This is a genomic window from Mesorhizobium sp. LNHC232B00 (assembly GCF_000502435.1).
GTDB classification, from domain to species: Bacteria; Pseudomonadota; Alphaproteobacteria; order Rhizobiales; family Rhizobiaceae; genus Mesorhizobium; species Mesorhizobium opportunistum.
Genome location: NZ_AYWP01000012.1, coordinates 67,076 through 91,906, shown reverse-complemented (window position 1 = coordinate 91,906; position 24,831 = coordinate 67,076). Strand labels below are relative to the sequence as shown.

Genomic DNA, 24,831 nt, shown 5'->3' with positions numbered 1-24,831 from the left:
GATAGTGGGCCGGATCTTGGATTGCGCCTCGACCCGGCTGAATTCATCAAAGCGAACATGCGCCTCGGCCCGGTGCCCGCGCTTCCCGAAATCCGGTTTTACACGGCCCATTCGGGCAGCGGCTTGAGACGGCTCGTCGACCCTGAAAACGAAGGTGATACGGACGACGACGGGCCCGAACCGCAACCGCCCTACTGGGCTTATGCGTGGGCCGGCGGCGCCGTGCTGGCGCGCTACATCCTGGACAATCCGTCGACCGTGACGGGCCGCCGCGTGCTCGACCTAGGGGCGGGATCGGGCATCGTCGGCATCGCCGCCGCGAAGGCTGGGGCGCGCGCTGTGATTGCCGCCGAGATCGATCGCAACGGTGTCGCCGCAATCGGGCTCAACGCGGCTGCCAACGACGTCGCCATCGGCGTGGTCGGAGACGATGTCACCAAGGGTGCGCCACCGGCGGTCGACATGGTGCTCGCCGGCGATGTGTTCTACGGGCAGGACGTCGCCCGCCGTGTCGTGCCTTTCCTCGACCGCTGCCGCGCCGCCGGCATCGAGGTGCTGGTCGGCGATCCGGGCCGGGCCTATCTGCCCCGCTCGCGGCTGCGCCTGGTCGCCGAATACCAGGTGCCGGATTTTGGCGACGCGAAGGGTGCGGCGACCAAACCGAGCAGCGTCTTTCGTTTCGAGGCCGGATCGGTCGTCAAACCGTCTCCTTGACCCGCGCCGACAGGAAATCCGGCAGGTCGGCAACCGAATCCAGGATGACGTCGGCAATCTCGGCCAGCGATTCGCGCGTGCCGGTGCCGGAGAGCACGCCCACCGCGAGGCCGCAGCCACCGGCCCGCGCCATTTCGAGATCGTGGCGGTTGTCGCCGACCATGGCGATCGCCGCCGGCTTCAGGCCGGTGAGATCGCAGAAGGCCTGGATCGTGTCGGGTGCAGGCTTGGGATTGGCCACCGCGTCGTAGCCATAGGCGGCATCGAAGAGTTGGGCGACGCCCAGCGTGACCAGCGTCTTTTCAGCGCCGCTGGTCGAATCGTTGGTGGCGACACCGAGCCGGTAGGCTCTTTTGTGCAGTGCCGCCAGCGTGTCGACGATACCAGGCAGCGCCACCGCCATCGCCGAGCCCTGCATCGAGGTGATCTCGTTGAAGCGGGCGACGGCCAGCATCTGGTCCTCGTCGGACAGCCGCGGGAACCACAATTCGACGACGTCCATGTTGGTACCCGAGGCAAAGATTGAATCAGGCTTGAAGCGGCGGTTGGCGAAATCGAAGCCGGCCGCGGCAAGCAGCCTGTCGGCCTTCCAGCGATCGCCTTCGGCCGCGTCCATGGCCATGAAGTCGGCGACGCCAAGCCAGGTCGCGTTGAAGTCGACAAGCGTTCCGTCCTTGTCGAACAATATTCCCTTGATGTCGGCCAAACGCTTCACTCCGAACCACGCAATTGGTGGATATGTCCGACAAGGCCGGCGGTCGAGGCATCCCGCTTTGCGGCACTTTCCTTGCCTTCCACGACAGGCAGGAGGCCGGTGGCCAGTTCCTTGCCGAGCTCGACGCCCCATTGATCGAAGGAGTTGATGTTGAAGAGCGTTCCCTCGACGAAGACGCGGTGCTCGTAAAGCGCGATCAGCCGGCCCAAGGTGCGCGGATCGAGCTTGCGGTAGAGGATGGTCAGCGAGGGGCGGTTGCCCGAGAAGACGCGGTGCGGCGCGATGCGGTCGACGTCGGCGGGCTTCATGCCCTTGGCCAGCATCTGCGCGCGCGCCTCCTCCAGCGTGCGGCCCTTCATGAAGGCTTCCGACTGCGCCAGGCAATTGGCGAGCAGCAGGTCATGCTGATGCTTGAGATCAGGCTCATGGCCGACGGCGGCGGCGAGGAATTCGACCGGGATGAAATCGGTGCCCTGGTGCAGCAGCTGGAAGAACGCGTGCTGGCCGTTGGTGCCGGGCTCGCCCCAGACCAGCGGTCCGGTCGGCGTGGTCACCGCGGTGCCTTCGAGGGTGACGCTCTTGCCGTTCGATTCCATGTCGAGCTGCTGCAGATAGGCCGGCAGCCTGGACAGGCGCTGGTCGTAGGGGATGACGGCGCGGGCCGGGTATTTGCAGATCACCCGGTGCCACCAGCCGACCAGCCCCAGCAGCGCCGGCAGGTTCTCGCGCAACGGCGCGGTGCGGAAGTGCTCGTCCATCTCGTGCGCGCCATCGAGGAAGGCGCGGAAATTCCGCGGACCGACCGCGATCATGACAGGCAGGCCGATCGCGCCCCAGACCGAATAGCGGCCGCCGACCCAGTCCCAGAAACCGAAGACGCGATCGGGCGCGATGCCGAACTTGGCGACCAGATCGAGCGCGGTCGAGACGGCGGCGAAATGCTTGCCGACCGCCTCCTTGCCGAGCGCTTTCTGCACCCAGTCGCGCGCCGTCTGCGCATTGGTCATCGTCTCGACGGTGGTGAAGGTCTTGGAGGCGATGATGAACAGCGTGGTTTCGGCGGACAGGCCCTTCAGCGTGTCATGGATATGGGCACCGTCGATGTTGGAAACATAGTGCGCGCGCGGGCCGTCATGATAGGGGGCGAGCGCCAGGGTCACCATGGCCGGACCGAGATCCGAACCGCCGATGCCGATGTTGACGATGTCGGTGATCTTCTTGCCGGTGGCGCCGGCCGCCTTGCCGGAGCGGATCGCGTCGGCGAAGACGCCCATCGCGTCGAGCACGGCGATGACGTCCGCCTTGACGTCCTGGCCGTCGACCGTGACGCCCTTGCCGCTCAGGTTGCGCAGCGCCGTGTGCAGCACGGCGCGGTCCTCGGTGATGTTGATCTTCTTGCCGGCGAACATGGCTGCACGTCGACCTTCGAGATCGGCAGCCTTGGCGAGCTCTTCCAGCAAATCCATGGTGGTCGCGTCGACGGCGCATTTCGACCAGTCGAGCAACATGTCACCGTCGGTGGCGGAGAATGTTGCAAATCGCTGCGGATCGGCGGCGAAGGCCTGGCGCATGTCGCCCGGCGCGCTTGCGCGATGGTCGCGCAAGGCGGCGAGTTGTTTCTGGAAGGCTGTCTGATCCACTGGCGAGAAACTCCTGGCGTCTTCGACGCACCATACCAGACCGGATGTTTCCGGCGCGTGTCGTCGCGCCACAACTATTGAGCCGAACTCGGTCCGGTCAATACGCGGTTATGCCGCATCGCATCACGATGCGATGACAGAATGTGTCAGCGGCGCGGTTTGCAGCCGTCGATTTCGGACGAAGGATCACTGGCATAAATCCCAAAGATCAGAAAAATTGATTGGCGCAACCCCTTGTGCCACCGTTACATTCGACTGGTCCAGCCAAACGAAAAAAGCTGGCCATCGAGGAACATTTCCCATGCCACAGCGCAACGACACGGCCATATGGTCCGGCCTGTTCCGGATTTCGGCCGAATCCGGCCAAACCCTCCAGGCACAGATCCGCCAGGCGATCGTGGCCGCCATCCTAGACCGCCAAATCGCCGCTTCGATGCCGCTCCCCTCGTGCCGTATCCTGGCCGAGAAACTCGGCGTGGCGCGCGGAACCGTGGTTCTGGCCTTCCAGCAGCTCGTCGACCAGGGGTTCCTGGTGGCGCGCGAGCGTCGCGGCCATTTCGTCAATCCCGACGTGCTGGCAACACCCGCCAAGCCGCACCAGAAGGCGCCCGACCAGGCCAATGAGATCGACTGGAAGGCACGCCGGCAGATCGCGGCAAGCGATATGCCGCCGCCGGCCAAGCACGAGAACTGGATCAAGTCGTCCTACCCGTTCGTCTACGGCCAGTTCGACCCGGCGCTGTTCCCGACCGCCGAGTGGCGCGAGTGCAACCGCATGGCCCTGGCAGTGCTCGAGATCCGCAACTGGGCGTCCGACATGGTCGATCGCGACGATCCGCTCCTGATCGAGCAGATCCAGGCACGGCTCCTGCCCCGGCGCGGAATCTTCGCCAATCCCGACGAGATCATCGTCACGCTGGGCGCCCAGAACGCGCTCTACATGCTGGCGACACTTTTGATGACCAAGGGCTCCAAGGTGGCGATGGAAGATCCCGGCTACCCCGATGCCCGCTCGATCTTCCGGCTTGCGGGCGCCGACATCCAGCCAGTGCCGGTCGACCAATCCGGCATCGTAACCTCTTCTATCCCCAATGATTCCGGCTTTGTCTTCGTCACGCCCAGCCATCATTGCCCGACCATGGTGCCGTTGTCGGCCGAGAGGCGGCAGGATCTCCTGGCGCGTGCCAACCGGCACAACCAGATCATCATCGAGGACGGCTATGACAGCCAGCTTCTCGACGAGGCGCCGCAGCAGGCGCTGAAGAGCCTCGATCGCTCCGGCCGCGTCGTCTATGTCGGATCGATGTCGAAGACGCTGGCTCCGGGCTTGCGGCTTGGCTACATCGTGGCGTCGGCTGGACTAATCGCGGAGCTCAGGGCCCTGCGCCGCTTCATGCTGCGTCACCCGCCGGCAAACAACCAGCGCGCCGTGGCACTCTTCCTGTCGCTCGGGCATCACGAAGCGCTGGTGCGGCGGCTGTCGAGCGCCTTCGATGAACGGCGCAAGCGCCTGGTCCATGCGATTTCCGCCTTCCTGCCGGAATGGCGTTCGACCGACTCGGCCGGCGGTACGTCACTGTGGCTCGAAGGGCCACGCGGCACCGATTCGCGTGGACTGGCCGAGGCCGCGGCCTCGCGCAGTGTCATTATAGAGCCTGGCGACCGGTTCTTCGACCGCACGGAAAAGCCTTCGCGTTTCATGCGCTTGGGCATTTCCTCGATCGCGCTGCAGCACATCGAGCCCGGCATTCGCGAGCTCGCCACCGCGGCCGGACGCAGGCCGGCAGCGGCCTGATCCACTCTCCGATCCTCTTGACCGGAGCCGCATAACAGCGGCTCCGGCTCCTGTAGCTCTGGCACATGCAACCAGACCGTCTGGCTCATAGTCTGTGCCAATGCCGGCGGCATAGTCGTGGCACAAAGGGGAAGAAGCAGCCGATGGTGGACCAACCGCCGCCCTGTTTCCGAGAAAAAGTGGAGTGCCTCCATGTCAGTGGTTGTTGAAAAGCAGGAAGCGGCGGACCAGCGTTCGCGCCGCTCCGGCGGGCGCGAAGCGCGCCGCGCCATGCGGGCAGCGCCGTTGGCCGACGACATCAAGCCGGTGCGCGCAGGCCTCGAGGGCGGCAGCTACGGACCGCTGGCGGGCAATGACCAGGAGCGCATCCATGAAGCGGTGCTGACGCTGCTGGAGACGGTCGGCTTTGCCAATGCCATCCCTTCCTGCATCGAGGCGCTGACCAAGGTCGGCGCCACCTATGGCGACGATGGCCGCATTCGTTTTCCACGCGCGCTGGTGCTCGCCACGATCAGACGAGCTGCCCGGAATTTCACCTTGCACGGCCAGGACCCCAAACACGATATGGTGATCCAGGGCAAGCGCGTGCATTACGGCACGGCCGGAGCCGCGGTCCACCTGGTCGATGTCGAAAAGCGCGAATACCGCGAATCGCTGCTGCAGGACATCTATGACGCCGCCCGCATCGTCGAGGGGCTCGACAACATCCATTTCTTCCAGCGGCCGATGGTGCCGCGCGACATTCCCGATCCGCTCGAAATGGACTTCAACACGCTCTACGCCTGCGTGATGGGCACGTCCAAACATGTCGGCACCTCTTTCACGGTGCGCGAGAACGTGCAGCCGGCGCTCGAAATGCTCTATGCCATCGCCGGCGGCGAGGAGAATTTCCGCGCCAGACCGTTCGTGTCCAACTCGAACTGCTTCGTCGTGCCACCGATGAAGTTCGCCGAGGACGCCTGCGGCGTGCTCGAAGCCTGCGTCGATGGCGGCATCCCGATCCTGTTGCTGTCGGCCGGACAGGCCGGCGCCACCGCGCCGGCGGCGATTGCCGGCGCCGTCGTGCAAGCCGTGGCCGAAGTGCTGGCCGGTCTGGTCTATGTCAACGCCCTGAAGCCGGGACATCCGGCGATCTTCGGCACCTGGCCGTTCGTGTCCGATCTGCGCACCGGCGCCATGTCCGGCGGCTCGGCCGAACAGGCGGTGCTGACGGCGGCCTGCGCGCAGATGGCACAGTTCTACGATCTGCCGGGTGGTTCGGCCGCCGGCATGACGGATTCGAAACTGCCCGACATCCAGTCCGGCTACGAGAAGGGCATCACCGATGTGATGGCCGGCCTTGCCGGCCTCAACCTGGTCTATGAATCGGCCGGCATGCATGCCTCGCTGCTCGGCTTCTGCCTGGAAAGCCTGATCATCGACAACGACATGCTCGGCCACTGCCTGCGCTGCGTGCGCGGCATCGAGGTGACCGACGAGGCGCTGTCGATCGACACCATCGCCGATGTCTGCCTGAGGGGACCTGGCCACTATCTCGGCAACGAGCAGACGCTGCGGCTGATGCAGACGGAATATTTCTATCCCGCCGTCGGCGACCGGTTTTCGCCGAAGGAATGGAACGAGAAGGGCCGGCCCGACATCCTGCAGCGCGCGATCATCGAGAAGAAGCGCGTCCTTGCCGAACGTTTCCCGCGCCACGTGCCGAAGCTGCTCGACGACAAATTGCGCGCCCGTTTTGGCGAGATGATCAAGCTGCCGCGCGCCAATATGGGCGGGTAGCGCCGCTTTTCGTCAAGGCTTCAGTCCGCGCCCAGCCCATAACGCTCGACGACCTCGGCATCGATCAGCTTGGCGTGCAGCGCCATCAGCACGATCCGCGCGTCGAAACTGTCGCCGGCCTCGACCGCGGCCTCGATCCGGTGCTCGGCGTCCTGCCGCTGCTGCAGGCCTTGGGACCGCTCGAACGTCTCCGGCCCGGCAATGCAATAGCTGAACAGGCGCGCGACTTGCGGATAGGCCTGCGGCGGCGGCTCGCCGGTCCAGTGATCCTTCATCAGATTGACGATGGTGAGTTTTACACCTTCGGGCACAAGGGCGGGATGCAGGTCGGCGCCGCGCAAGGCCGTGTCGAGCTGCCTCAGATCGCCCGAGCGGCCGAACATTCCGAGGAAGCCGAGGGAAGAGCGCCGTCCCGCCATGATGGTCCAATCCGTTTCCAACCAGTTAGGTGGTTCGCAAGCGGATTACAAAGGCAGCGGAACCTAAAGCGCGCCGCGCGCTTTGGTCTTTGTTTTGATGCATGTCGTTCTCCCAAAACCGAGTCACTTTTGGGCGACATGCATTAGCCGCTTACCGCCAACAACAGGACACCGGCCAGAGCCGATCCGGCGAGCGTCGGCAGCATGCCGATCTTCAGCTTCAGGATGGCGATCATGGCGGCCAGGGAAAGCAGCGCCGCGCGCCAGTCGATCGACGAGAGCACCGGCACATTCATGCCTGGGCCTATCGTGTGAACCTCACGAAAAACGACATGCAAGGCAAACCACAAAGCGAGATTCATGATGACGCCGACGACGGCGGCGGTGATCGCGCCCAATGCGGCCGACAGGGCCTTGTTGCCGCGCAGGGCTTCGATGTAGGGCGCACCGAGGAATATCCAGAAGAAGCAGGGCGTGAACGTCACCCACAGTGTGAGCAGCGCCCCGAGCGACCCGGCAAGCAATGGGTCCAGCCCCCCGGGGTGACGGAACGCAGCGATGAAGCCGACAAACTGCAGCACCAGGATGAGCGGGCCTGGCGTGGTCTCGGCAAGCCCGAGACCATCGACCATTTCACCGGGGGCAAGCCAGCCGAAGGACTGGACGGCCGCCTGTGCGACATAGGCAAGCACCGCATAGGCGCCACCGAAGGTGACGACCGCCATCAGGCTGAAAAATCGGCCTATCTCGGTCCAGACGCTCGCGGAGCCGGTGAACCACCAGATCGCAAGGACAGGTCCGAGCCAGATCGGCAGCCAGATGGCGACAGTGCGCGGCGCATGCCATTTGGTCGGCGTGACATGGGCCAGTTCGCCGCGCTCGAACATCAGGTCGACCGCGCCCTTGATATCGGCAGTGTCGCCCTTGCCATGGGCGGAGCCGGAAAACAGGCCTGGAACAAGGCGGTCTCCCAGCCATCCTGTCAGGCCCGCCAGCAGGACGATGAGCGGGAACGGCACATTCAACGCATAGATGGCGATGAAAGCCGCGACCGCGATCGACACCATGACCGGGTTTTTCAGGGCACGCCGTCCGATCCGGATCACCGCCTGGACGACAATGGCCAGCACCGCCGCCTTCACCCCGAAAAACAGCGCCTCGACGAGCGGCACGTCGCCATAGAGTGCGTAGAGAACGCTCAGGGCCAGCATGACGAGCGCGCCCGGCGCGACGAACAGCACGCCGGCGACGAGGCCGCCGATCGTCCTGTGCAGCAGCCAGCCGATATAGATGGCGAGTTGCTGTGCTTCCGGGCCAGGCAGCAGCATGCAGTAGTTCAGCGCATGCAGGAAACGCTGTTCACCGATCCAGCGCCGCTCCTCGACCAGTTCCTTGTGCATCAAGGCGATCTGCCCGGCCGGCCCGCCGAAGCTGAGCAGTCCGATTTTCGCCCAGAGCCTCAGGGCTTCGGCAAAGGTCGGTGCGGCCGGCACTTCGACATTTACCCCGGCATCCTGCGGCACAAGAGCACTCATGCTGGTTTACCCCCAGCTGCCCCAGGCCAATTGTGGGTTTCTTCGGTGGCGTCGCGACACCAGCGGAAGAACGCGTCGTAGAGCAGCATGCCTGCTTCCAACTGTTCCAAATCGTCGCGATACATCCGCGACAGGCCGAGCGATGCCGCCAGAAAACCGGCGGCCTGGGGCACCAGATCGAGGCTTGCCGTGTCGGCGGCGCGCACGATCAGGGCAAGCCGATCGAGCGCCTCGGATTCCAGCCCGAACTCCTCGATCATCGTGTCGAAGGTGCAGCGATCGCCGCGATGGCTCCAGAACACATTGTCGATGTCGAAAGGCACGGCCTGAAAGCGGTCGGCGACAGCAGGCACTTCGGCTGCCTCGACGAACAGGAAGATCGCATGAGGATCGACGAAACGCCGGATCAGCCAGGGGCAAGCGATGCGGTCGACCTTCGGGCGCGATCGCGTCACCCACACAGTGCGGCCTTTTTCGTCGCGTGGCGGTAATTTTTCGGTGCGGACCAAAAGCCCCTTCGCGTCACGCCAGGCTTCGAAGCCGCCTTCGAGGGATTCAGCGGAAATTCCCTCCTGCCGCAGCCATGCGGCCACGCCTTGCGAGAGTTTTTGACCTTTCTGACAGACGACCGCGACCTGGCCGCCGGCAAATTCGGAAGCCCAGGTCGAAACAGTTTTGAAATTGCGTCGGCATGAGGCCGGCAGCAGGCGCTGATCGGCGTCGAAATCCTCATCGATGCGGACATCGATGATCACGGGCGCACCCGGCAGACCGACCAGACGGGACAGTTGCGATACGGTGATAGCGGTTGTTGACGGCATGGCGTCCACCTCCTGATAGAGAAGCCTGGACGCGAACGTTGGGCTGACGCCTCACGGGGTCGTCGCGATGCACCCCTTGCCATGACAGTGGATTTGTCCGGCCCGCTTGTCAAGGATCGCGCACGGTCTCGACCCGTCGTCGGCGCACGCCAAACGAAACACGGCCGGCGACCTGCGTGAGCAGGCCGCCAGCCGTCGATCCAATACCCGCGATTGTCGCCAGGAATAATCCATGACTATCCCTTGGAATAATCAGTGATTATCGCCGGAGCAATCAGTGATTGTCCCTGGGCACGCCGCTGGTGTGCGCGACATCCTGGTATTTCACCGCCGGCTTCAGCACCATTCCCTCCGAGAACTGGTCGACCATGCCGCGCTGGATCTCCTGCCACGGCGTCTGGTGCTTGGGATAATGATAGCCGCCATTGTTCTGCAGTTCGGCACGGCGCCGCGTGATCTCGTCATCGGTGACCAGGATATCGGCGGTGCCCTTCCTGAGATCGATGCGGACGCGGTCGCCTGTCTTGAGCAGCGCCAGGCCGCCGCCGATCGCGGCTTCCGGCGAGGCATTCAGGATCGACGGCGAGCCCGACGTGCCCGACTGGCGGCCGTCACCGATACAGGCCAGTGCGTGGATGCCCTTCTTGATCAGGTAGGCCGGCGGCTGCATGTTGACCACCTCGGCGCCACCGGGATAACCGACCGGGCCGGCGCCGCGCATGAACAGGATGGTGTGCTCGTCGATGCCTTGCGCCGGATCGTCGATGCGGGCGTGGTAATCCTCGGGGCCGTCGAAGACCATGGCGTTGCCTTCGAAGGCTTCGGGATCCTTCGGGTTGGACAGATAGCGCTCGCGGAATTCGGGCGAGATGCCGCTGGTCTTCATGATCGCCGAATCGAACAGATTGCCCCTGAGGTTGATGAAGCCGGCATTGGCCTTCAGCGGCTTGTCGACGCTGCGGATGACCTCGGCATTCTCGTTGGCGACCCCCTTGCAATTGTCACCGATCGACTTGCCGTTGACGGTCAGCGCATCGGGATGCGGCAACAGCCCACCCTTCATCAGTTCGGCCACCACCGCCGGCACCCCGCCGGCGTGATGGTAATCCTCGCCGAGATACTCGCCCGTCGGCTGCAGATTGACGATGAGCGGCACTTTGAGGCCGATCTTCTGCCAGTCGTCATTGTCGAGCGGCACCCCGAGATGGCGGGCAATCGCATTGAGGTGGATCGGCGCGTTGGTCGAGCCGCCGATCGCCGAGTTCACGACGATGGCGTTCTCGAAGGCCTTGCGCGTCATGATGTCGGATGGTTTCAGGTCTTCATGCACCATCTCGACGATGCGCTTGCCGGTCTCGTAAGAAATCTGGCCGCGCTCGCGATAGGGCGCCGGGATGGCGGCCGAGCCCGGGAGCTGCATGCCGAGTGCCTCGGCCAACGAATTCATCGTCGTGGCAGTGCCCATGGTGTTGCAATAGCCGGTGGACGGCGCCGAGGAGGCGACGATGTCCATGAACTCGTCATAGTCGATCTCGCCGGCCGACAGGCGCTCACGCGATTCCCAGACGATGGTGCCGGAGCCGGTGCGCTTGCCCTTGTGCCAGCCATTGAGCATCGGGCCGACCGACAGCGCGATGGCCGGAATGTTGACAGTGGCCGCCGCCATCAACAGCGCCGGCGTCGTCTTGTCGCAGCCGATGGTCAGCACCACGCCGTCGAGCGGATAGCCGTAAAGCACCTCGACGAGGCTGAGATAGGCAAGATTGCGGTCGAGGGCCGCGGTCGGGCGCTTGCCTGTTTCCTGGATCGGATGGCAGGGAAATTCGAACGGAATGCCGCCCATCGAGACGATGCCTTCGCGCACACGCTTGGCGAGTTCGATGTGGTGCCGGTTGCAAGGCGAAAGGTCCGAGCCGGTCTGGGCGATGCCGATCAGCGGCTTTCCCGACATTAGTTCGGCGCGCGTCAGCCCGTAATTCAGGTAGCGCTCGAGATAGAGCGCGGTCATTCCCGGATTGTCAGGGTTGTCGAACCACTCTTGCGAGCGAAACTTTTTCTTCTTCGTGGGGGCGCCAGCCATCATGGTCTCCGTATTTGTATGACAAATCGATATGACAACGCGCGGATGCAGGCAAGGGGCACGCGTGATCTGAACCCGCACTTTGGTGCGATAGACATGTATCGACCCGCACGCTACGACCAATCCGACATCGGTGATCCGGGAGGTTTTGATGGCTTTGGTGATCGAGGGCGAGGAACGTATCGCCGCACCCATACAGAAAGTATGGGAAGCTTTGAACGATCCGGCGGTGCTCAAGGAGAGCATTCCCGGCTGCCAGAGCCTGGAGATGAAGTCGCCGACCGAGATGGCGGCGACGGTCGTCCTGAAGATCGGACCGATCAAGGCGACCTTCAATGGCGAGGTGACGCTGAAAAACCTCAAGCCGCCGCATGCCTACACCATCCAGGGCGAAGGCAAGGGCGGCATTGCCGGCTTTGCCAAGGGCGGCGCCGACGTGACGCTGACACCGGATGGGCCGGACGCCACCGTCCTGAAATACGCGGCCAAGGCCGATGTCGGCGGCAAGATCGCCCAGCTTGGCAGCCGGCTGATCGAGTCGACCTCGAAGAAGCTGGCCGGACAATTCTTTTCGACATTCGGCGAGAAGGTGGGCGGATAGGCCCGCCCCCTTGAGAATCACTCGAAGACGATGTTCGGCACCGCCGCTTCGGCGGCGCCACGCTCCTCGTTGACCCGATCCCAGACCTTCGAAGCAATATCGCGATAAATTTTCGCCTCGGCGCTGTCGGGCTTCGACGCCACGACCGGCGAACCTTCGTCGGAACTTTCGCGAATGCCCATCTCCAGCGGCACTTCGCCGAGGAAGGTGACGCCGAGGCGCTCGGCCTCGCGGCGTGCGCCGCCATGGCCAAAGATGTCGTAGCGCTTGCCGGTGTCGGGCGCCAGGAAGTAGCTCATGTTCTCGACGATGCCGAGCAGCGGCACGTCAACCTTCCTGAACATGTTCAGCCCCTTGCGGGCATCGATCAGCGCCAGGTCCTGCGGCGTCGAGACGATGACGGCGCCGGCCAGAGGCACCTGCTGAGCCATGGTCAGCTGGGCGTCGCCGGTGCCGGGGGGCATGTCGACGACAAGCACGTCGAGCCGCCCCCATTCGACCTCGCGCAGCATCTGCGTCAGCGCCGACATCACCATCGGGCCGCGCCAGATCATCGGTGTCTCCTCGTCGACGAGGAAACCCATCGACATCACCTTCAGCCCATAATTCTCCATCGGCTTCAGGATCTTGCCGTCGACCGTCTGCGGCCGGCCGTGAATGTTGAGCAGCCTGGGCATGGACGGGCCGTAGATGTCGGCATCGAGCACGCCGACGCGCAGGCCGTTGGCGGCAAGACCGAGCGCGATGTTGACGGCGGTGGTCGACTTGCCGACACCGCCCTTGCCGGAAGCAACGGCGATGATCGCCTCAATGCCGGGCACGCCGCGCTTGCCATGGCTGTGCGAGGCGGGAGCCTGTGGGGCAGCACGCGGTGCGGCAGCGGCGGGCGGTGCCGATGGTGCCGGCCTGGCAGCGGGACGCGCTGGAACCGGCGCCTCCATGCCGCCGCCCTTCTTTTCGGCCGTCAGCGCGACGACGGCGCCGGCGACACCGGGGATTGCCTTGACGACACGCTCCGCGGCGGCGCGCAACGGCTCCATCTCCTGCGCCCTGGCGGCAGGAACCGTGATCGAGAAGAACACTTTTGCGTCGGCGATGAAGATCTCGGAGACCATGCCGAGATCGACGATATTGCTGGTGAAGTCAGGCCCATTGACCGTCTTCAGGCGCTCGGTGACGATTTCCTTGGTAACGGACATGATCTTTTCCTCGGCGTTCGGCCCCTCAGATAGTGTAGTTTTCGGGCAGAACCAAGCAGCCGCCTCGACGCACCCCTTGACGTCCCCTTGGCTGATGCGAACGAGAGCCGCGGTGGGCACAAGTCGCCAAGCATGGCGCGCGACCTATTTCAATGAGCATGAGGGAAGACAATCAGGGAAGGATAGGATCATGCTCGAAAACAGCAACGCCACGGCCAACATCGCGGTGAAGGACCTGGCGAGAGCAAAGGCCTTTTATGAGGGAACCCTAGGCCTCAAGCAGGTCGACGACATGGGTGGCGAACTGATCGTCTACAAAAGCGGCGACACGTTCATCAATGTCTATCGGTCCCAGTTCGCCGGTACCAACAAGGCGACGGCGGTGACCTGGATGGTCGGCGATCAAATCGAGACTGTCGTCAAATCGTTGAAATCGAAAGGCGTTGCCTTCGAACACTACGAAATGCCCGGGCTGACGATCGAGGGTGACGTCCATGTCGGCCAGGGCATGAAGGTCGCCTGGTTCAAGGATCCGGACGGCAACATCCTCAATCTTGTGAGCCAGTAGACCGCATCACGATTGGCGGGGGCTCCGCGCGCCGCGATATTGCCTCAACCCGCCAGGTTGACGGCAAAATAAGTAAGAGCCGAAATCGCCGCCGTCGCCGGCAAGGTGACGATCCAGGCGATGACGATGTTGCCGGCAAGGCCCCAGCGCACCGCCGAGACGCGGCGGGCGGCGCCGACACCGATGATGGCGCCGGTGATCGTATGCGTGGTCGAGACGGGAATGCCGAGCCAGGTGGCGGCGAACAGCGTAATGGCACCGCCGGTCTCGGCACAGAAACCCTGCATCGGATTCAACCGGGTGATCTTCGAGCCCATGGTGTGGACGATGCGCCAGCCGCCGAACAGCGTGCCCAGCGCCAGCGCCGACTGGCAGGTGAGGACGACCCACAGCGGCACGTAGAATTTCTCGCCGAGCATGCCTTGCGAATAGAGCAGCACGGCGATGATGCCCATGGTCTTCTGGGCATCGTTGCCGCCATGTCCGAGCGAATAGAGCGAGGCGGAAAAGAACTGCAGCACGCGGAAGGTGCTGTCGACGGCAAACGGCGTCTGGCGCACGAACAGCCACGAAACCACGAGGATGAGGACGAGCGCCAAGACAAAACCCGTTGCCGGCGACAGGACGATCGCGGCGACCGTCTTGCCGAGCCCCGACCAGACGATGGCGCCGACGCCCGCCTTTGCAACGCCGGCGCCGACCAGCCCGCCGATCAGCGCGTGCGAGCTGCTCGAAGGGATGCCGGCGATCCAGGTGACGATGTTCCAGACGATGGCGCCGACGAGAGCCGAGAAGATCACCGCCGGCGTGACGATGCTGACGTCGACGATGCCCTTGCCCACGGTTTCGGCGACATGGAGGCCGAAGAACATGAAGGCGATGAAATTGAAGAAAGCCGCCCAGAACACCGCATAATGCGGCCGCAGCACGCGCGTGGAGACGATCGTGGCGATGGAGTTGGCCGCGTCGTGCAGGCCGTTGAGAAAATCGAAGAACAGTGCGACGGCGACAAGGCCGGCCAGCAGGGGAAAGGCTATGGTGGCTTCCATCCCCTAGACGTTCTCGATGACGATGCCGCTGATCTCGTTGGCGACGTCCTCGAAACGGTCGACCACCTTCTCGAGCTGGCCGTAGATCTCGCTGCCGATCAGATAGGCCATAGGGTCGCTGCCGCCGTGTTTCCTGAACAGGTCTTTCAGCCCCTGCTCGTGCAGATCGTCGGCCCGGCTTTCGACGCGCATGACTTCTTCGGCGATGGCGTTGAGGCGCACCGTGTGGGTGCCGACCTTGGCGAGCAGCGGGATCGCCTCGGCCACCAGCTTGGCGGCAGCGACGATGACCCCGCCCATCTCCTGCATCAGCGGGTCGAATTCCTTCTTTTCGAACAGTCTTACCGTCTTGACGGTCTTGTGCATCATGTCGATGGCATCATCCATCGACTGGATCAGGTCCTTGATGTCGCCGCGATCGAAAGGCGTGATGAAGGAGCGCCGCACGGCAAGCAGGACTTCGGCGGTGATGTGATCGGCCTCGTCCTCGAGATCGACGATCTTCTGGCACCAGCGATCGATATCCTTGCCCTGGAGGAGGAGCTGCAGCGCTTCCGCGCCGCCGACCACCGTGCGGGAATGCCGCTCGAACAGATCAAAGAAGCGATCTTCGCGCGGCAGCAGCTTGCGGAACCAGCCCAGCATGTCAGTCTCCCATCACGGCCGGTTCACGACCGTTTTACTGACATAGCGCCGCACGGCGCCGCGGGGAACCGTAAGCCGGCTGAAAAGATGTGGATGCGGGGCGTTATGCATATCGCTTGCGGCAAAGGACAAATTGCCCGAGCCTGCGTGACGACCGGAAGGATGGCATGATCGACAAACTCGAATTCTTCATCGCGCTGGCCAAGGAAGAGCATTTCGGCCGGGCGGCGGAAGTGTGCGGCGTTACCCAGCCGACGCTTTCGGCCGGGATCAAGCAACTGGAAGGCCAGCTCGGCGTCATGCTGGTGCTGCGCGGCTCGCGCTTCCAGGGCCTGACGCCGGAAGGCAAGCAGGTGCTGGTTTGGGCGCGGCGCATCGTTGGCGACTCAAGGACCATGCGCGAGGAAATGCGCGCGGCGCGCCACGGCCTTGCCGGCCGCATCCGCATCGCCGCTGTCCCGACGGCGCTGGCCATGGTGGCGCGGCTGACGACGCCGTTCCGCGAAAAGCATCCCGGCGTCACTTTTTCCGTCCTGTCGCGGACCTCGATCGAGGTGCTGACGCTGCTCGGCAATTTCGACGTCGATGCCGGCATCACCTATCTCGACAACGAACCTCTTGGGCGGGTGACCAGCGTGCCGCTCTATGACGAGCGCTACCAGCTGATCACGGCGGTCGGAAACCCCTATTCCGACCGCGACAAAGTGACGTGGGCCGAGATCAGCCATCTGCCGCTCTGCCTGCTAACGCCGGACATGCAGAACCGGCGCATCATCGACCAGCATCTGGCGGAAGCCGGCGTGCAGGTGCGGCCGACTCTGGAATCCAACTCGATGATCGTCTTGTTCTCGCATATCCGGACCGGCAAATGGTCATCGATCATGCCTCTCAACCTCGCGGAAACATTCGGCTTTTCGGAGCCGATCCGGGCCATTCCGATCGTCGAACCGGATGCCAGCCATACCGTCGGGCTGGTGGCGGCGCCGCGCGAGCCGCACACGCCGCTGGTGCAGGCGCTGCTGGACGAGGCGATGGCGCTGGCAGACGATTTCCGCGCCCATCGCTAGGCTAGGAATGCCCTGAGAAGACGCTTGATAGAAATTTTCTATCGAACGACGAAACCGCTTTATTGATTTCGGAGGTTTCCTCTGATTTCTTAAGCACTTAGCGATATTGCGCCTTATGCATGTCGTTGCCCCAACACCGCTTCGCATTTTTGGGCGACATGCATAGGGAAAGCCACGACCAGGGAGGGCGCTGCATGACGATGCAGCCTGCAAGTACCGAGATTGCATCGCGCACGGCCGCGATCGTCCAGGAATTGAAAGGCCTCGAAGGCCCGCTGCTGCCGATCCTGCACGGCATCCAGGAGGAATTCGGCCATGTGCCGCATGATGTGCTGCCCGTCATCGCCGACGGGCTGAACCTCTCCAGGGCGGAGGTGCATGGCGTCGTGACCTTCTATCATGATTTCCGTGCCCGGCCGGCCGGCCGTCACGTGCTCAAGCTTTGCCAGGCGGAAGCCTGCCAGTCGATGGGCTCGGATGCGGTCGCCGCCAAGGTCAAGCAACTGCTCGGCATCGATTTCCATGAGACCACCCGCGACGGATCGGTTACACTCGAGCCCGTCTATTGCCTCGGGCTTTGCGCCTGTTCACCTTCGGCAATGCTCGACGGCGAGGTGATCGGGCGGCTCGACGACGACAAGATCGACGAGATCGTCGCCGAGGTGCGCTCATGATCCCCCGCATCTACATTCCCGGCGATTCCGGCGCGCTGGCGCTGGGCGCCGAAAAGGTCGCCAAGGCGGTTCGCGCGGAGCTCGCCGAACGCGGCATCGAGGCCAAGATCGTGCGCAACGGCTCGCGCGGCGCCTATTTCCTGGAACCGATGGTCGAGGTCGCGACCGCCAACGGCCGCGTCGCCTACGGTCCCGTCAAGGCTTCCGACGTCAAGAGCTTGTTCGACAGCGGCTTCCTCACCGGCGGCCATCACAAACGCTGGCTGGGCGCGCCGGACAAGATCCCCTTCCTGGCCAAGCAGACCAGGCTGACCTTCGCGCGCTGCGGCATCAACGACCCGTTGTCGCTCGACGCCTATAAATCGCTCGGCGGACTGAAGGGCCTGCAGAACGCGGTGGCCATGGCGCCCGCCGACATCGTCAAACAGGTGACGGAGTCCGGCCTGCGCGGCCGCGGCGGCGCCGGCTTCCCGACCGGCGTCAAGTGGAAGACGGTGCTGGATACGACGGGTGACCGCAAATACATCGTCTGCAACGCCGACGAGGGCGACAGCGCCACATTCGCCGACCGCATGATCATGGAAGGCGATCCCTTCGTGCTGATCGAAGGCATGACGATCGCCGGCATCGCCACCGGTGCCACCAAGGGTTTCGTCTATATCCGCTCGGAATATCCGCATGCGGTGGCTGTCATGAACAAGGCCGTCGAAGTCGCCCGCAAGGCCGGCGTGCTCGGCGCCAACGTGCTGGGCTCGCCCAACGCCTTCGACATGGAGATCCGCGTCGGCGCCGGCGCCTATGTCTGTGGCGAGGAAACCTCGCTCTTGAACAGCCTTGAAGGCAAGCGCGGCGTGGTGCGTGCCAAGCCGCCGCTGCCGGCGATCCAAGGGTTATTCGGCAAGCCGACGGTGATCAACAACGTCATCTCGCTGGCTTCCGTCCCTGTCATCATGGACAAGGGTGCCGCATTCTACAAGGATTTCGGCATGGGCCGCTCGCGCGGCACGATCCCGATCCAGATCGCCGGCAACGTCAAGCATGCCGGCCTGTTCGAAACCGCCTTCGGCCTGACGCTGGGCGAGATCGTCGACGATATCGGCGGCGGCACGGCCACCGGCCGGCCGGTGAAGGCCGTGCAGGTCGGCGGCCCGCTCGGCGCCTATTTCCCGCGCGCGCTGTTCGACACGCCGTTCGACTATGAAGAATTCGCCAAGCGTGACGGGCTGATCGGCCATGCCGGCATCACCGTGTTCGACGACACCGCCGACATGCTGAAGCAGGCGCGCTTCGCCATGGAGTTCTGCGCCATCGAAAGCTGCGGCAAGTGCACCCCTTGCCGCATCGGCTCGACGCGCGGGGTGGAGACCATCGACAGGCTCGCCGCCGGCATCGAGCCGGAAAAGAACCTCGCTCTGGTCACCGACCTCTGCAACACGATGAAGTTCGGATCGCTCTGCGCGCTGGGCGGCTTCACGCCCTACCCGGTGATGAGTTCGATCACCCATTTCCCCGAGGATTTCAAGCCGGCGCCCGCGCGCGTGGCTGCTGAATAGGAGCTGGCAGATGAACATCAAGGCCGACTTCCCGACGCTCATCGAAGAACTCGATTACGGAACCCCGGAATCGAAGGCGCAAAAGCAGGTCACGCTGACCGTCGATGGCCGCAGCATCAGCGTGCCGGAAGGCACGTCGATCATGCGTGCGGCGATGGAAGGCGGGGTCGAGATCCCGAAACTCTGCGCCACCGACATGCTGGACTCGTTCGGCTCCTGCCGCGTCTGCCTGGTCGAGATCGAAGGGCGCGGCGGCACGCCGGCATCCTGCACGACGCCGGTCGGCGAAGGCATGGTGGTCAAGACGCAATCCGATCGGCTCGACGCCATCCGCCGCGGCGTCATGGAACTCTATGTCTCCGACCATCCGACCGGCTGGAACGAGAAGGCCGGAACCGGCGCCAGCGAGTTCGACGCGGTGGCGAAGTCGGTCGGCCTGGCCGAGAACCGCTACGGTGTCGAGGGCCGCAATCACGTCAAGCAGGAAGACGGCGTCGCGCCCGGCCATGGTTCGCTGGCGGTCGACTACATCGCCCGCGATGAATCCAATCCCTACTTCACCTACGATCCGGCGCAGTGCATCGTCTGCTCGCGCTGCGTCCGCGCCTGTGAGGAGGTGCAAGGCACATTCGCGCTGACGATCGAGGGCCGCGGTTTCGAATCGCGCATGGTCGCCGGCATGCACGAGGATTTCATCGCCTCCGAATGCGTATCCTGCGGCGCCTGCGTGCAGGCCTGCCCGACCGATGCGCTGCGCGAGAAGACCGTGCTTGCCAAGGGTCTGCCGGAGCGCTCGGCCGTCACCACCTGCGCCTATTGCGGCGTCGGCTGCTCGTTCAAGGCGGAAGTCAAGGACGACGAAGTCATTCGCATGATGCCCTACAAGGAGGGCAAGGCAAACCATGGCCATTCCTGCGTGAAGGGCCGTTTTGCCTATGGCTACGCCACCCACAAGGACCGGATCCTGTCGCCGATGATCCGCGAGAAGGTCAGCGATCCCTGGCGCGAGGTGAGCTGGGAAGAGGCGATCGCCCATNATCCTGTCGCCGATGATCCGCGAGAAGGTCAGCGATCCCTGGCGCGAGGTGAGCTGGGAAGAGGCGATCGCCCATACGGCCAAGGAATTCCGCCGCATCCAGTATCAATACGGACGCACATCCATCGGCGGCATCACCTCGTCGCGCTGCACCAACGAAGAAACCTATCTCGTGCAGAAGCTGGTACGCCAGGGCTTCCGCAACAACAATGTCGACACCTGCGCGCGCGTCTGCCATTCGCCGACGGGCTACGGGCTCGGCCAGACCTATGGCACCTCGGCCGGCACGCAGGATTTCGATTCCGTCGATTACACCGACGTCGCCGTCATCATCGGCGCCAATCCGGCTTCGGCGCACCCGGTGTTCGCCTCGCGGCTGAAGAAGCGGCTGCGCCAGGGCGCCAAACTGATCGTGCTCGATCCGCGCCGCACCGAGATGGTCAAGTCGGCGCATATCGAAGCGGACTATCACCTGCCGCTGAAGCCCGGCACCAATGTGGCGGTGCTGACGGCGCTGGCGCATGTCATCGTCACGGAAGGCCTGTTCAACGAGGCCTTCATCCGCGAACGCTGCGACTGGACGGAATTCCAGGACTGGGCGTCCTTCGTCGCCTTGCCGGAAAACAGCCCCGAGACCGTCGGCAAATTGTCCGGCGTCGATCCCGAGCTGATCCGGGGAGCCGCGCGTCTCTACGCCACCGGCGGCAACGGCGCGATCTATTACGGCCTCGGCGTCACGGAACACAGCCAGGGTTCGACCACGGTTATGGCGATCGCCAACCTTGCCATGGCGACCGGCAATATCGGACGGCCGGGCGTCGGCGTTAACCCGCTGCGCGGCCAGAACAACGTGCAAGGCTCGTGCGACATGGGCTCTTTCCCGCACGAACTGCCGGGCTATCGCCATATCTCGGGCGACGCCGTGCGCGACATCTACGAGAGCCTGTGGGGCGTGAAGCTCGACGACGAGCCTGGCCTGCGCATTCCCAACATGCTGGATGCCGCCGTCGACGGCTCCTTCAAAGGGATCTACATCCAGGGCGAGGACATCCTGCAGTCCGACCCCGACACCAAGCATGTCGCCGCCGGCCTGGCGGCCATGGAATGCGTGGTCGTGCACGACCTGTTCCTCAACGAGACGGCGAATTACGCGCATGTCTTCCTGCCGGGCTCGACCTTCCTTGAGAAGGACGGCACCTTCACCAACGCCGAACGCCGCATCAACATGGTGCGCAAGGTTCTGGAGCCGAAGGCACGCTACGCCGACTGGGAAGCGACGCAGGAGCTTGCCCGCGCGATCGGGCTCGACTGGAACTACCAGCATCCCTCTGAGATCATGGACGAAATCGCCCAGACGACGCCGAGCTTCGCCGGTGTCTCGTTCGGGCTGCTCGACCGTGTCGGATCCGTGCAGTGGCCCTGCAACGAGAAGGCACCGCTCGGCACGCCGATCATGCATGTCGACGGCTTCGTGCGCGGCAAGGGCAAGTTCATCCGCACCGAATATGTGGCGACGGACGAGCGGACCGGGCCGCGCTTCCCGCTGCTGCTCACCACCGGCCGCATCCTCAGCCAATACAATGTCGGCGCGCAGACACGGCGCACCGACAACGTCATGTGGCACTCGGAAGACCGGCTGGAGATCCATCCGCACGATGCCGAGAACCGTGGCCTGCGCGATGGCGACTGGGTGCGGCTGACCAGCCGTTCTGGCGAGACGACGCTGCGGGCGCTGATCACCGATCGGGTGTCGCCGGGCGTGGTCTATACGACGTTCCACCATCCGGACACGCAGGCCAACGTCATCACCACCGACTTCTCCGACTGGGCGACGAACTGTCCGGAGTACAAGGTGACGGCGGTTCAGGTCGGCGCGTCGAACGGCCCGTCGGACTGGCAGCGCGACTATGACGAGCAGGCACGCAACAGCCGCCGTATCGCACCGCTGGAAGCGGCGGAGTAGGGTTGGGTGTCTCGTCGAGGCGCCCCCCTCTGGCCTGCCGGCCATCTCCCCCTCAAGGGGGGAGATTGGATGGCGCACCGCCTTTCGCCAATCGCCAACGTCGAAAAGTGGGTGATATCGGCCAAGCTGCCAATCTCCCCCCTTGAGGGGGAGATGGCCGGCAGGCCAGAGGGGGGCGCGTGACCCGCAAACGTCTAGCCATTACGCAAATCTCCCGCCTGGCGCACCGCGCCAGTGGCACTGTCGCGGCCAACCGGATGGTTCCGGAGGAGACGCCGGTGGCATTCTCGTTCGCCGGCACCACCCATGCGGTGATGATGGCGAGCCCGGCCGATTTCGAGGATTTCGCGCTCGGCTTCTCGCTGACCGAAGGCATCATCGCCGCGCCTGAGGAAATCGAGGCGATCGAGGTCGAGGATCATGGCGCCGGCATCGATATCCAGATCCGGCTGAAGGACCAGGCCAACACGCGCTTCGAGGCGCGGCGGCGCCGGCTTGCCGGGCCGGTCGGCTGCGGGCTTTGCGGCATCGAATCCATCGAGGAAGCCATGCGCTCCGTCGACGCGGTTGGTGCGTCAAAACTTACGCTTGATGCGAACGACGTCGTGCGCTCCGTGAAGCTCTTGTCGAAAGTGCAGCCGCTGCATGCCGAGACCGGAGCCGTGCATGCCGCCGGTTTCTACGTTCCGGGCAAGGACGTCGTCATGGCGCGCGAGGATGTCGGCCGCCACAATGCGCTGGACAAGCTGGCCGGCGCTCTGGCCAAGGCCGGCATCGACGGTTCGACGGGCGCCGTCGTGGTGACCAGCCGTGTCTCGGTCGAGATGGTGCAGAAGACGGCGGCGATCGGTTCCGCCTTCATCATCGCCGTCTCGGCGCCGACCGCACTTGCCATCCGCACGGCGCAAGAGGCCGGCATGACGCTGGTGGCGCTGGTGCGCGGCGATGATTTCGATGTTTTCACCCACCCTGACCGGGTGGTCTTGGGAGTTGCCCAGCATGTCGCATGACGAAGACCACATCACGAGCACCAGCGAGAAGCTGGTGCGCATGGCCAACCAGATCGCGGCCTTTTTTCATTCCAGGCCGCGCGAAGAGGGTGTCGCGGGCGTCGCCGAGCACATCAACAAATTCTGGGAACCCAGGATGCGGCGGCAGTTCTTCGAGATGCTGGACAGTGGCGGCGAAGGCTTCGACGAACTCGTCGTGGTCGCTTCCGCCAGGATCAAGCGGCCGATCTCGCCGGCCGAGGCCGATCTCAAGCTGGGATTGAAGGCCTCCCCGGCCGACATCGCCGCCTCACAAAAATAGCCGCAGGAGCCGCGCAGGCTTATATTTCTGCTTGCTAAAGTTTAAGCTGCCGCAAGCGGCGCGGCTCTGCTATGGTTGACGATCAGAAATCGTCAGGCCGGGCGGAAAACTCGTGAGGCCGATCGCGACCCGATATGCCCTCAGTGGCGAGGTGCGGATCGCCTATCAGGTGGTCGGCCAAGGATCGTTCGATCTCGTCTTCGTGCCAGGCTTCATTTCCAACCTCGACCTGCACTGGGATGACGAGGGCTACAGCCGGTTGCTCAAGCGGCTTTCGGCGTTCTCGCGGTTGATCCTGTTCGACAAGCGCGGCACGGGCCTTTCCGACCGTGTCGATGTCCATAACCTGCCCAGCCTGGAAACCCGCATGGACGATGTGCGCGCGGTGATGGATGCGGCCGGCAGTGGGCGTGCCGCGCTGCTCGGCGCTTCCGAAGGCGCGCCGATGGCCATGCTGTTCGCCGCCACCTATCCGGAGCGGACACGGGCTTTGGCGCTCTATGGCGGCTATGCGCATTTCCACAAATGGGTGATGCCGCCGGAGCGCCTCGACGCCTTCATCGAGATGGCCGAGACGGCCTGGGGCACCGGCGCCACCTTGCCCCATTTCGCGCCGGGCCGGGTTGACGACGCCCGTTTTTCAACCTGGTGGGCGCGCTTCGAGCGCCTGTCGGCGAGCCCGACCGCGGCGGCGGCACTGGCGCGGATGAACGCCGAGATCGACATACGCGGCGTGCTGGCGGCGATCGGCGCGCCGACGCTGCTGATCCATCGCCGCAACGACGTCCGGGTCGATCCCGACGCCAGCCGCTTCCTGGCCAGGAACATCCCCAATGCGCGGCTGGTCGAAATCCCGGGGCGCGACCATCCGATCTGGACCGGCGATGTCGACAGGGTGGCCGACCTGATCGAGGAGTTTCTGACCGGCGAGCGCGCGGTGGCGGAAGCGGAGCGCGTTCTAGCGGCGCTTCTGGTGACACGTATCTACGATACGGCGCGGCTTGGCGACCGGATGTGGAGCGAACGCAGCCAGCATTTCCACGAAACATGGCGGACGCTTGTCGGACGCCATGGCGGGCGCTGCGTGGATATACACGGCGAGATGATGATTTCACGCTTCGATGGACCCGGGCGTGCCTTGCGCTGCGCGGCGGCGTTGCGCGACGCGGCGCAGCAGATCGGCGTGGCAAGCGCACAGGGCGCGCATGTCGGCGAGATCGAGACGCGCGGCCCTCCCATAGGATTGACGGGCCGCGTGACCATTCAGCTCGCCGCTCACGCCGGGCGCGGCGACATACTGGCGTCGCGGCTGGTCGCCGACCTGGCGGTCGGCTCGGGACTTCACTTCGTCGAAGCGGGGCGTGTCAGCATCGATGAGCTGGACGAGCCGCTGGCGCTTGTGCTCGCGTTGTCCGAACAGCATCTGGAGCCGGCCTGCCGTCCCAAGGTCAAGGCGGCCGAGCCGGCCTCGCTGACGGTGCGCGAGAGCGAGGTCGTGAATCTGATCGCCGACGGCAAGAGCAATGCCGCGATCGCCGCCGAACTCAGGCTGAGCGAGCACACGGTCAAGCGCCACGTCGCCAACATACTGCTCAAGCTCGACCTGCCGTCGCGAGCCGCGGCAGCGGCATTTTCCGTCAGGCACGCTGGCCCGGACGGGCCATGAG

The 24,831-nt window shown here is 64.4% G+C and carries 20 protein-coding genes and 1 pseudogene; 12 read left to right on the top strand and 9 right to left on the bottom strand.

The window, feature by feature from the left end:
- Positions 1-57: 57 nt before the first annotated feature.
- A complete protein-coding gene (locus X743_RS152285; protein ID WP_245264236.1) occupies positions 58-714 on the top strand; it encodes a methyltransferase in 657 nt (218 codons plus the stop codon).
- Here the strand turns inward: X743_RS152285 and X743_RS152290 are convergent.
- Positions 698-1,420, bottom strand: a complete 723-nt coding sequence (locus X743_RS152290; RefSeq protein ID WP_013891370.1) for an HAD family hydrolase — start codon at positions 1,418-1,420, stop codon at positions 698-700. The two genes, X743_RS152285 and X743_RS152290, sit on opposite strands and share 17 nt — an antisense overlap.
- 5 nt (positions 1,421-1,425) lie before the next feature.
- Positions 1,426-3,069 (bottom strand): glucose-6-phosphate isomerase, encoded by a 1,644-nt coding sequence (gene pgi, locus X743_RS152295; protein WP_023766373.1) that lies wholly within the window; start codon positions 3,067-3,069, stop codon positions 1,426-1,428.
- A 301-nt stretch (positions 3,070-3,370) separates the two neighbouring features.
- On the opposite strand from pgi, the gene X743_RS152300 reads away from it, so the two are divergent.
- Both X743_RS152300 and X743_RS152305 read left to right on the top strand, forming a co-directional pair.
- Positions 3,371-4,864 (top strand): PLP-dependent aminotransferase family protein, encoded by a 1,494-nt coding sequence (locus tag X743_RS152300; RefSeq protein WP_013891372.1) that lies wholly within the window; start codon positions 3,371-3,373, stop codon positions 4,862-4,864.
- Positions 4,865-5,056: 192 nt separating this feature from the next.
- Complete coding sequence (locus X743_RS152305) at positions 5,057-6,643, top strand: trimethylamine methyltransferase family protein (protein ID WP_023766372.1); 1,587 nt, start codon at positions 5,057-5,059, stop codon at positions 6,641-6,643.
- Positions 6,644-6,663: 20 nt separating this feature from the next.
- Here the strand turns inward: X743_RS152305 and X743_RS152310 are convergent, their stop codons facing one another.
- The 4 genes from X743_RS152310 to X743_RS152325 all read right to left on the bottom strand — a co-directional run bounded on the left by X743_RS152310 (position 6,664) and on the right by X743_RS152325 (position 11,498).
- A complete protein-coding gene (locus X743_RS152310; protein WP_023766371.1) occupies positions 6,664-7,062 on the bottom strand; it encodes a hypothetical protein in 399 nt (132 codons plus the stop codon).
- A gap of 143 nt (positions 7,063-7,205) precedes the next feature.
- Positions 7,206-8,597, bottom strand: a complete 1,392-nt coding sequence (gene chrA, locus X743_RS152315; RefSeq protein WP_023766370.1) for a chromate transporter — start codon at positions 8,595-8,597, stop codon at positions 7,206-7,208.
- On the bottom strand, positions 8,594-9,418 hold the full coding sequence (locus tag X743_RS152320) for a sulfurtransferase/chromate resistance protein (RefSeq protein ID WP_023766369.1): 825 nt from the start codon (positions 9,416-9,418) through the stop codon (positions 8,594-8,596). The genes chrA and X743_RS152320 overlap by 4 nt, the downstream gene beginning before the upstream one ends.
- Before the next feature lie 274 nt (positions 9,419-9,692).
- Positions 9,693-11,498 carry an IlvD/Edd family dehydratase gene (locus X743_RS152325; protein ID WP_023766368.1) on the bottom strand — a complete coding sequence of 602 codons (1,806 nt, stop codon included), beginning with the start codon at positions 11,496-11,498 and terminating at the stop codon, positions 9,693-9,695.
- Between the two features lie 151 nt (positions 11,499-11,649).
- Between X743_RS152325 and X743_RS152330 the strand changes: the two genes are divergently transcribed.
- Positions 11,650-12,099 carry a carbon monoxide dehydrogenase subunit G gene (locus X743_RS152330; protein WP_023766367.1) on the top strand — a complete coding sequence of 150 codons (450 nt, stop codon included), beginning with the start codon at positions 11,650-11,652 and terminating at the stop codon, positions 12,097-12,099.
- 17 nt (positions 12,100-12,116) lie between these two features.
- On the opposite strand, the gene X743_RS152335 is transcribed toward X743_RS152330, so the two are convergent.
- The gene (locus tag X743_RS152335; RefSeq protein ID WP_245264235.1) at positions 12,117-13,301 is read right to left on the bottom strand and encodes an Mrp/NBP35 family ATP-binding protein; all 1,185 of its coding nucleotides are present in this window, start codon (positions 13,299-13,301) and stop codon (positions 12,117-12,119) included.
- Between the two features lie 187 nt (positions 13,302-13,488).
- Here X743_RS152335 and X743_RS152340 point away from each other — a divergent pair, with 187 nt between their 5' ends.
- Complete coding sequence (locus tag X743_RS152340) at positions 13,489-13,866, top strand: VOC family protein (RefSeq protein WP_023766365.1); 378 nt, start codon at positions 13,489-13,491, stop codon at positions 13,864-13,866.
- A gap of 44 nt (positions 13,867-13,910) precedes the next feature.
- On the opposite strand, the gene X743_RS152345 is transcribed toward X743_RS152340, so the two are convergent.
- Both X743_RS152345 and X743_RS152350 read right to left on the bottom strand, forming a co-directional pair.
- On the bottom strand, positions 13,911-14,915 hold the full coding sequence (locus X743_RS152345; RefSeq protein WP_023766364.1) for an inorganic phosphate transporter: 1,005 nt from the start codon (positions 14,913-14,915) through the stop codon (positions 13,911-13,913).
- 3 nt (positions 14,916-14,918) lie between these two features.
- The gene (locus X743_RS152350) at positions 14,919-15,560 is read right to left on the bottom strand and encodes a DUF47 domain-containing protein (protein WP_023766363.1); all 642 of its coding nucleotides are present in this window, start codon (positions 15,558-15,560) and stop codon (positions 14,919-14,921) included.
- Between the two features lie 167 nt (positions 15,561-15,727).
- Between X743_RS152350 and X743_RS152355 the strand changes: the two genes are divergently transcribed.
- From X743_RS152355 to X743_RS152380, 7 genes and pseudogenes are all read left to right on the top strand, one after another.
- On the top strand, positions 15,728-16,627 hold the full coding sequence (locus X743_RS152355; protein ID WP_023766362.1) for a LysR family transcriptional regulator: 900 nt from the start codon (positions 15,728-15,730) through the stop codon (positions 16,625-16,627).
- A gap of 194 nt (positions 16,628-16,821) precedes the next feature.
- On the top strand, positions 16,822-17,301 hold the full coding sequence (locus X743_RS152360; RefSeq protein WP_023766361.1) for a formate dehydrogenase subunit gamma: 480 nt from the start codon (positions 16,822-16,824) through the stop codon (positions 17,299-17,301).
- The gene (locus X743_RS152365) at positions 17,298-18,854 is read left to right on the top strand and encodes an NADH-quinone oxidoreductase subunit NuoF (RefSeq protein ID WP_023766360.1); all 1,557 of its coding nucleotides are present in this window, start codon (positions 17,298-17,300) and stop codon (positions 18,852-18,854) included. The genes X743_RS152360 and X743_RS152365 overlap by 4 nt, the downstream gene beginning before the upstream one ends.
- A 10-nt stretch (positions 18,855-18,864) precedes the next feature.
- Positions 18,865-21,853: pseudogene (gene fdhF, locus X743_RS01000000169015) on the top strand (formate dehydrogenase subunit alpha).
- Positions 21,854-22,032: 179 nt separating this feature from the next.
- Positions 22,033-22,863: a formate dehydrogenase accessory sulfurtransferase FdhD gene (gene fdhD, locus X743_RS152370; protein ID WP_023766358.1), complete on the top strand. Its 831-nt coding sequence runs from the start codon at positions 22,033-22,035 to the stop codon at positions 22,861-22,863.
- On the top strand, positions 22,853-23,164 hold the full coding sequence (locus X743_RS152375; RefSeq protein ID WP_013891388.1) for a formate dehydrogenase subunit delta: 312 nt from the start codon (positions 22,853-22,855) through the stop codon (positions 23,162-23,164). The genes fdhD and X743_RS152375 overlap by 11 nt, the downstream gene beginning before the upstream one ends.
- Positions 23,165-23,276: 112 nt before the next feature.
- On the top strand, positions 23,277-24,830 hold the full coding sequence (locus tag X743_RS152380; RefSeq protein ID WP_023766357.1) for an alpha/beta fold hydrolase: 1,554 nt from the start codon (positions 23,277-23,279) through the stop codon (positions 24,828-24,830).
- The last annotated feature ends 1 nt before the right edge of the window (position 24,831 follow it).

Coding starts and splice junctions, on each gene's coding strand:
- X743_RS152375 (WP_013891388.1), top strand. CDS start 22,853: ATGTCGCATGACGAAGACCACATCACGAGCACCAGCGAGAAGCTGGTG.
- chrA (WP_023766370.1), bottom strand. CDS start 8,597: ATGAGTGCTCTTGTGCCGCAGGATGCCGGGGTAAATGTCGAAGTGCCG.
- X743_RS152325 (WP_023766368.1), bottom strand. CDS start 11,498: ATGGCTGGCGCCCCCACGAAGAAGAAAAAGTTTCGCTCGCAAGAGTGG.
- X743_RS152305 (WP_023766372.1), top strand. CDS start 5,057: ATGTCAGTGGTTGTTGAAAAGCAGGAAGCGGCGGACCAGCGTTCGCGC.
- X743_RS152300 (WP_013891372.1), top strand. CDS start 3,371: ATGCCACAGCGCAACGACACGGCCATATGGTCCGGCCTGTTCCGGATT.
- X743_RS152285 (WP_245264236.1), top strand. CDS start 58: ATGCGCCTCGGCCCGGTGCCCGCGCTTCCCGAAATCCGGTTTTACACG.
- X743_RS152330 (WP_023766367.1), top strand. CDS start 11,650: ATGGCTTTGGTGATCGAGGGCGAGGAACGTATCGCCGCACCCATACAG.
- X743_RS152340 (WP_023766365.1), top strand. CDS start 13,489: ATGCTCGAAAACAGCAACGCCACGGCCAACATCGCGGTGAAGGACCTG.
- X743_RS152360 (WP_023766361.1), top strand. CDS start 16,822: ATGACGATGCAGCCTGCAAGTACCGAGATTGCATCGCGCACGGCCGCG.
- X743_RS152350 (WP_023766363.1), bottom strand. CDS start 15,560: ATGCTGGGCTGGTTCCGCAAGCTGCTGCCGCGCGAAGATCGCTTCTTT.
- X743_RS152345 (WP_023766364.1), bottom strand. CDS start 14,915: ATGGAAGCCACCATAGCCTTTCCCCTGCTGGCCGGCCTTGTCGCCGTC.
- X743_RS152310 (WP_023766371.1), bottom strand. CDS start 7,062: ATGGCGGGACGGCGCTCTTCCCTCGGCTTCCTCGGAATGTTCGGCCGC.
- X743_RS152365 (WP_023766360.1), top strand. CDS start 17,298: ATGATCCCCCGCATCTACATTCCCGGCGATTCCGGCGCGCTGGCGCTG.
- X743_RS152320 (WP_023766369.1), bottom strand. CDS start 9,418: ATGCCGTCAACAACCGCTATCACCGTATCGCAACTGTCCCGTCTGGTC.
- X743_RS152355 (WP_023766362.1), top strand. CDS start 15,728: ATGATCGACAAACTCGAATTCTTCATCGCGCTGGCCAAGGAAGAGCAT.